Source organism: Streptomyces lonarensis (assembly GCF_012033735.1).
Taxonomy (GTDB): domain Bacteria; phylum Actinomycetota; class Actinomycetes; order Streptomycetales; family Streptomycetaceae; genus Streptomyces; species Streptomyces lonarensis.
On the sequence record NZ_JAAVJD010000016.1, the window covers coordinates 37,121 to 43,864 of the forward strand.

7 protein-coding genes are annotated in these 6,744 nt (G+C 73.4%); 1 reads left to right on the forward strand and 6 read right to left on the reverse strand.

What is annotated here, in order from left to right; translation table 11 throughout:
- Positions 1-283 precede the first annotated feature (283 nt).
- The 6 genes from HCN56_RS04350 to HCN56_RS04375 all read right to left on the reverse strand — a co-directional run bounded on the left by HCN56_RS04350 (position 284) and on the right by HCN56_RS04375 (position 5,229).
- Complete coding sequence (locus HCN56_RS04350; RefSeq protein ID WP_167931795.1) at positions 284-517, reverse strand: hypothetical protein; 234 nt, start codon at positions 515-517, stop codon at positions 284-286.
- Between the two features lie 480 nt (positions 518-997).
- Entirely contained in the window at positions 998-1,645 is a 648-nt protein-coding gene (locus HCN56_RS04355) for a histidine phosphatase family protein (RefSeq protein ID WP_167968135.1), read from the reverse strand.
- On the reverse strand, positions 1,642-2,100 hold the full coding sequence (rsfS, locus tag HCN56_RS04360; RefSeq protein ID WP_167968126.1) for a ribosome silencing factor: 459 nt from the start codon (positions 2,098-2,100) through the stop codon (positions 1,642-1,644). The genes HCN56_RS04355 and rsfS overlap by 4 nt, the downstream gene beginning before the upstream one ends.
- 279 nt (positions 2,101-2,379) lie before the next feature.
- Positions 2,380-4,380 carry a LytR C-terminal domain-containing protein gene (locus HCN56_RS27180; RefSeq protein WP_167968127.1) on the reverse strand — a complete coding sequence of 667 codons (2,001 nt, stop codon included), beginning with the start codon at positions 4,378-4,380 and terminating at the stop codon, positions 2,380-2,382.
- Between the two features lie 29 nt (positions 4,381-4,409).
- Entirely contained in the window at positions 4,410-5,048 is a 639-nt protein-coding gene (nadD, locus tag HCN56_RS04370) for a nicotinate-nucleotide adenylyltransferase (protein WP_167968128.1), read from the reverse strand.
- 28 nt (positions 5,049-5,076) lie between these two features.
- Positions 5,077-5,229, reverse strand: coding sequence for a hypothetical protein (locus HCN56_RS04375; protein ID WP_167968129.1), 153 nt, complete (start codon positions 5,227-5,229; stop codon positions 5,077-5,079).
- A 131-nt stretch (positions 5,230-5,360) separates the two neighbouring features.
- On the opposite strand from HCN56_RS04375, the gene HCN56_RS04380 reads away from it, so the two are divergent.
- On the forward strand, positions 5,361-6,596 hold the full coding sequence (locus tag HCN56_RS04380; RefSeq protein ID WP_167968130.1) for a M48 family metallopeptidase: 1,236 nt from the start codon (positions 5,361-5,363) through the stop codon (positions 6,594-6,596).
- The last annotated feature ends 148 nt before the right edge of the window (positions 6,597-6,744 follow it).

A 6,744-nucleotide genomic window follows, 5' to 3' on the forward strand; every position in this document is an offset into this window, starting at 1 on the left:
GCCGTTCCGCACCCCGTCCGGGCCTCGTCGACCACGCTCTGTCGCCCGCCACGACGGCCCCCAGGAGGCTGGTCGACCGCCGCGGCCGCGCCGCGGGGCCGGCAGCCGGGCACACGACGGGCCGCCGGCCGGGAAGGGACGGCGTCGGGGTGGGTCGGCACACGGCGCTCACGGACAGCCGCGGCGAGCACCCCGCCGACGGCACCGCCCGCCGCCCCGATGCGGGGTACGGCGGGCGGGTGAGAGCGGCGGGGCGTGTGCGCCCCGGCGCCGGGGGCAGGTGTCAGGCGCTGGCGAAGGAGTAGAAGCGCTTGAGCGCGCAGTGTTCGTCCAGCAGGCGTCCGTAGATCGGCTCACCCTCGAGCTCGCGGTAGACCTCGATGGGGTCGCCCTTGATGATCAGCGCTCGCGCGCACTCGACGCACCAGTACTGGTAGGAGTCGTTCACGGGTTCGAGATCGCGGACGATCGGGGTCCCGCTGCCGCACCAATCGCACTTCCGGCTGTGTGCACCCATGTCACCGATCAGCTCCGGACTCGGTCGCGGACCATGCGCACGTGGCAGCCTCCGTCATCGTCGTGAGGTCGTCGCGAGGCGTCGCCGGGTCCCCCTCCCGGTCGGCCTGGTGGAGCCTTTGCGATTCTGCCATGGCAAGCGCCGCCCGATAAGCCGGGAATCCCGCGCGAGTTGCATGGAGACGCGATCGATACAACCGCGGACACACCGCTTCGGCAGGGCCGGGGCGAGTGGCGAGCCGGTTCCGGTCGCGCCGAGCACGCCTCGCAACGCCGCCGGGGCGGCGAATCACGGGCCCCGCGATTCGCCCCCGCCGGGAGCGGCTGACCGCCCGACCACCTACGACCGGGTCGGCAGCACGCGTCGACTCCTGCCACTTCTTCACTCGTTGGAGGGCGTGGCGCGATCCGCATTGACGGAGGACGTGCACGGCGGGGGCCGACCGATGAGTGTGCTCGTCGGCCGTGCCCCGCCCGGGCGTCAGGTGTCGTCGCCGATGACGGGCTCGGGGAGACTGCCGGCGTTGTGCTCCAGCAACCGCCACCCGCGCTCGTGCTCACCGAGCACGGACCAGCTGCAGTTGGCGAGCCCGCCGAGCGCCTCCCAGCTGCCGGGGGCGAGGCCGATCATCCGGCCGATCGTGGTGCGGATCGTGCCGCCGTGGCTCACCACGATCAGCGTGCCGTTCTCCGGAAGGCGTGCCAGCGCCTGCTCCACGGCGGGCGCTGCGCGGTCGGCAACCTCGGTCTCGAGCTCGCCACCGCCGCGCCTGACCGGCTCGCCGCGCTTCCAGGCGGCGTACTGCTCGCCGTACTTCTCGAGGATCTCCTCGTGGGTGAGTCCCTGCCACACCCCGGCGTACGTCTCGCGCAGCGCTTCGTCGTGGCTGACCTCCAGCCCGGTCACGGCCGCCAGTTCCGCGGCGGTGTCGGCGGTGCGGCAGAGGTCGGAGGAGATGATGGCGTCGGGCCGCAGTCGCGCCAGCACGACGGCGGCACGGCGCGCCTGCGCCACGCCCTCCGCCGTCAGCGCGATGTCCGTCGTGCCCTGGAAGCGGCGCTCCAGGTTCCACGCGGTCTGGCCGTGGCGCCAGAGGACGACGCGGCGGCCGGCGGGGTCGCTGCTCAGTTCAGCTCACCGCCCGGCTGTCCCTCGTCGTCGGCGGTGGCCGCGGAGTCGTCGGCGTTCTCCGCGTCGGCTCCCCGGCCGCGCGTGGCGAGGGCGTCGGACGGCAGCGGCAGCTCCGGGCAGTCCTTCCACAGCCGCTCCAGGGCGTAGAAGACCCGCTCCTCGGAGTGCTGGACGTGGACGACGATGTCCGAGTAGTCGAGGAGGACCCAGCGGCCCTCGCGCTCCCCCTCGCGGCGCAGCGGCTTGACGCCGAGCTGCTCCTGGAGCTGCTCCTCGATGCCGTCGACGATCGACTTGACCTGTCGGTCGTTGGGTGCGGACGCCAGCAGGAAGGCGTCGGTGATCGCCAGGACGTCGCTGACGTCGTAGGCGATGATGTCGTGCGCCAGCTTGTCGGCCGCCGCCTGGGCGGCGACGGTGATCAGCTCGGTGGCGTGGTCGGTGGCGGTCACGGGTCAGCAGTCTCCACGGTCGATCGGGTACCGATCCAGGGTCTCATGCCCCGCTGCCCCGTTTCCGGGCGCTCCTGCCCGGCCCGGGGCCACCGCGCGGCGTGGTTCGGGTCCGGGAGGGCGGGACGGCGGGAGCCCGCCGGGGCAACGACCCGGCACGTGCCGTACGGCAGGTTCACCGGGCGTACCTCCGGGCCCACTCCAAGCGGCGTCCTCCCGCCGGTGTCCTCGGCGCGGTGTCCCCCGGCGGGACGGGCCCGGGTCGGTGCCGACCACGGATCAGTCGGGGAAGTCCTCGCCGATGACGACCAGGACGTCGGCGTTGCCGGGGGTGTCCGCCTGGCTCACCTGCTCCTCGGGGATACCGAGGGTGCGGGCGACCTCCAGTGCGGCGCCGGCTGCCGCCTCGGAGCCGTGGCGCACCTCGCTCTCCTCCACCGGCTCGGCGGGCTTGGTGTCGACGATGACCCACCCGCCGTTGACGAGTCTGACCGTGGCGCTCTCGCCCGCGCCGTCGTCGCCGCTGGCGTCCCGCAGGGCGACCCGCGGGCTGTCGGAGACGTCGGCGTTGCTGACGGACCCGCCCAGGACGGTGGCGACGACGGCGTCGGCGACCTGGTCGCTGATGGTGCCGTCCTCCTCGACGACGAGCAGGGTGTCGGTGTGGTCCCCTGCCTGGGCCATCTCGGCGAGCTTGGCGAGGCTGGCGCCGAGTTCACCCTCCGACAGCGACGGGTCGGCGATCTGGGCAAGGTTCTCGACAACCTGCCGGGCGCCGTTCTCGCCGGTCGGCAGCTTCTGCAGCACACCCGTCATGACCTGGCCGAATCGCTGGAGCTGGGCGTCCTGCGGTTCGTCGTCGGCGCGGTGGACGGCGTAGGTGACGGCGCTGCGGCCGTCGAGGGTCTGCTCGCCGGCGTCGACCGTCGGTTCGTCGGCGTCCGGGGGCACGGGGGTGGGCGAGTCGACCACCACCCCGCCGACGAGGTCGACGAGGTTCTCCAGGTAGGGGGTGTCCAGCCGCCAGGTGCCTTTGATGTCCGCGCCGAGCAGCGCACCGACCGCCTCGCGCACCGAGGCGGCGCCTTCGTCGAGCACGGCCTGCCCCAGGGTGGTGGTACCGGCGTCGGGTGAGACCGACAGGGCGTTGGGCAGCAGGAGTGTCGTGGCCTCTCCGGTGGTCTCGTTGGCGACGAGCAGCACGGTGGAGGTGGTCTCGCCGCCGGTCTCCCGCAGATGCAGGATGATCACGTCGCGGGATTCCGCGACGTCGGCGGTTCCCTCTTCCACGGTGGGGCCGGTGAGGAACGGCACGCGGTCGGTGGCCCAGAGGAAGCCCGCGCCGCCGATGACCGCGAGGACGAGGCCGATGACGAGCAGGTTGCGGCGGCTCCGGCCGCGTCGTTTGGTCTCCTCGCGGCGTTCGGTGCGGCTCTCGGTGAACTTCAGCCAGTCGATGACTTCTTCGGAGTCGTCGTTGTCCTCCTCGACGAAGGCGAACTCGTCGTCAGCCGGCGCAGCGTTCTTCTGCGGGCGGTCGCGGCGGCCCTTGCCGGGGGTGCCGGCGCGTGGGCCGGGGACGGTTCCCGAGCCCGCGTCGACCGCGGGCTGTTCGGCGGTGCCGCCCGCCGCGGCCCGCCCGTGCGTCCCGCCCGCGGCGGAGGCAGCCGTGTCGTGCACGCCGGGCGCCTCGCCCGCGGGGTCTCCCTCCGGCGGACGGGAGTAGTCGTACTGCTGCGGCACTCCGGGGGCGCCGGGGCCGTGGTGCCCCGTGCCGGGCGGCGGGCCGGCGGGGCCCTGGTGGCGGGTCGGGTCGTCGTAGCCCGGGGTCGGGCCGTAGCCGCCGGCCGGGTCGGCGTAGCCGGTCGCCGCCTGCGGGGCATCGTAGCCGGTGCCTGGTTGGTAGTAGCCCTGGCCCTCGGGCGGCCCGAAGGTGTCGGGGCCCGGGCCGTAGCCGCCGTGATGGCCGCCGGTGGCACCGTGGCCGGGGTGCTGCGGGGCTCCGTGGCCCCCGGGGTCGCCGTACCCTGCCGTGGGGCTGCCGTACCCCGTTCCGTCCGTCGCATAGGGGTTCAGCCCGGCGTGCGGGGGCTGTTGCGCGCCCCCGGGGTGGCCCCCGGGGTGCCCGCCGGGGTCGGCGGGGGCCGACGGGGCGTCCGACTGCCCCGGGCCGGTGTAGGAGCCGTAGTCGTAGCCGGCCCCGTCCGGCTGGCGGTACAGCGGGCGGCCGTACTCGTCGTAGCCGTACACCTCGCCGTACGGGTGCTGTCGGTCGTTCACCGCTTCGCCCTCTCGCCCTCGCGGCCGGGTCAGCTCGTCTGGACCGGCGGGGTCCGGTAGAGCTCACGCTTGTTGATGTAGCGCACCACTCCGTCGGGCACCAGGTACCAGACCGGCTCCCCGGCGGCGACGCGGTCGCGGCAGTCGGTGGAGGAGATGGCGAGGGCGGGCACCTCGACCAGGGAGACCCCGCCGTCGGGAAGACCCGGGTCGGTCAGGGGGTGCCCGGGCCGGGTGACGCCGATGAAGTGCGCCAGGGCGAAGAGTTCGCCGGCGTCACGCCATGTCAGGATCTGGCCCAGTGCGTCGGCGCCGGTGATGAAGAACAGGTCCGCCTCCGGGTGCTGCTGGCGCAGCTCCCGGAGCGTGTCGGTGGTGTAGGTCTTGCCCGGCCGGTCGATGTCGGCGCGGCTGACCGAGAACTGCGGGTTGGACGCGGTCGCGATGACCGTCATCAGGTAGCGGTCCTCGGGCGGCGTCACGTCACGGTGACTCTTCTGCCACGGCTGGCCGGTCGGGACGAACACCACCTCGTCGAGGTGGAAGCGCGACGCCACCTCGCTGGCGGCGACCAGGTGGCCGTGGTGGATGGGATCGAAGGTTCCGCCCATCACCCCGAGCCGGCGCCTCCGGTGCACCGACGCTATGTGGTCCGTGTGGTCTCCCATGCGCAGACCCTAGCTGCTTCCGGCGGGTTCAGCGGTCCCGGTTGAGCAGCATCGTGATGAACAGCAGCACGAGGAGCGCGACGAGGACGAGCCCACCGACCATGTACGGGTTGAGTGAGCTGTTCGGGCCGTCACCCTCCGCGAGGGTGGTGGCGGCGACGACGGCACTGCTGAGGATCATGCGACGACCAATCGGGATGAGGGTGGCCAGGAACGTAGGGTCATCGTAAGCGCAGCCGATCTCGGCGACCTCTTGCCCCCACCGCTGCGGATGGGGTGCAGTGGACGCGACGGACGAACGAGGGGGACCCGATGAGCGAGCAGCAACCCGCAGGGGGCGGCGTGGACGAGACGGGTGAGGGCGGGGCGGCCGGCGGCAGCGGCCCCGCGGGGGCCGCGGACGGGGGCGGTGGGGCGGTCGGCGGGCCGGAGGGCGACGCGGCGCGGGTCCGCCGCCGCTACCCGGGCATCTCCTCACGGGCGTACGAGCACCCGGCCGATCGGCCCGCCCTGGTCTCCCTGCGGAAACTGACCGGATTCGAGACGGTCTTCAAGGTCCTCAGCGGCATGATCCCGGAACGCAGTCTGCGGCTGCTGTTCCTCTCCGACTCGGTGCGCGTGGACGAGAACCAGTTCGTCCACCTGCACCACATGCTGGTCGACGCCTGCGAGATCCTCGACCTGGAGCGCGTCCCGCCGTTCTACGTGACGCAGGACCCGCAGCCCAACGCGATGTGCATCGGGCTGGACCAGCCGATCATCGTGGTGACGACGGGCCTCGTGCAGCTGCTGGACGAGGAGGAGATGCGGGCGGTCATCGGCCACGAGGTGGGCCACGCCCTCTCGGGCCACGCGGTGTACCGGACCATCCTGCTGTTCCTCACCAGCATGGCGGTCCGGGTCGCGTGGATACCGCTGGGGAACATAGCGATCATGGCCATCGTCTCGGCGCTGCGCGAGTGGTTCCGCAAGTCGGAGCTCTCCGCGGACCGGGCCGGGCTGCTGGTGGGTCAGGACCTCGACGCGTCGCTGCGCGGGTTGATGAAGCTGGCCGGTGGCAACAACCTGCACCAGATGAACGTCGACGCCTTCCTGAAGCAGGCGGAGGAGTACGAGAGGGGTGGCGACGTCCGCGACTCCGTCCTGAAGATCCTGACGGTGATGCCGCGGACCCACCCGTTCGCCGCGGTGCGGGCCGCCGAGCTGAACCGGTGGGCGCAGACCCGCGACTACCAGCGGCTCTGCCACGGGCACTACCCGCGGCGCGGCGACGACCAGGAGTCCCGCATCACGGACTCGGTCAAGGAGTCGGCGGCTCATTACGCGGGGGCCGCGCGCAACAGCAAGGACCCGCTGATGCGGCTGGTCACCGACGTGGCCTCCGGCGCGGGCGAATTCGGCGGGAAGCTGCGGGACTTCGCGCGCGGTACCGGGCGGCCGCGTCCCGGGGAGCAGCGCGGCGGGTCGGCGGGCAAGGACGGCCGTCGGGACGGCGACCGGCCGGGCAGCGACCGGCCCGAGGGCGAGGGTCCGGCCGCCGGCAGCTGACGCCGCCGAGCTCCCGGGCGGCGCGGCACCCGCCGCGACCTCGGTCGCCGGCGAGCCGGCCGACGGAGAAGCGGCCCCGGGCGGGAACGGGCCGGTCGGCCGAACGGGGGCGGGCCCGGGGCTCGACCCACTGGGGCTCCCCGCTGCC

Bases quoted from the DNA above. Each gene is read 5' to 3' on its own strand.
- HCN56_RS04380 (WP_167968130.1), top strand. From the start codon at position 5,361: ATGAGCGAGCAGCAACCCGCAGGGGGCGGCGTGGACGAGACGGGTGAG.
- nadD (WP_167968128.1), bottom strand. From the start codon at position 5,048: ATGGGAGACCACACGGACCACATAGCGTCGGTGCACCGGAGGCGCCGG.
- HCN56_RS04350 (WP_167931795.1), bottom strand. From the start codon at position 517: ATGGGTGCACACAGCCGGAAGTGCGATTGGTGCGGCAGCGGGACCCCG.
- HCN56_RS04375 (WP_167968129.1), bottom strand. From the start codon at position 5,229: ATGATCCTCAGCAGTGCCGTCGTCGCCGCCACCACCCTCGCGGAGGGT.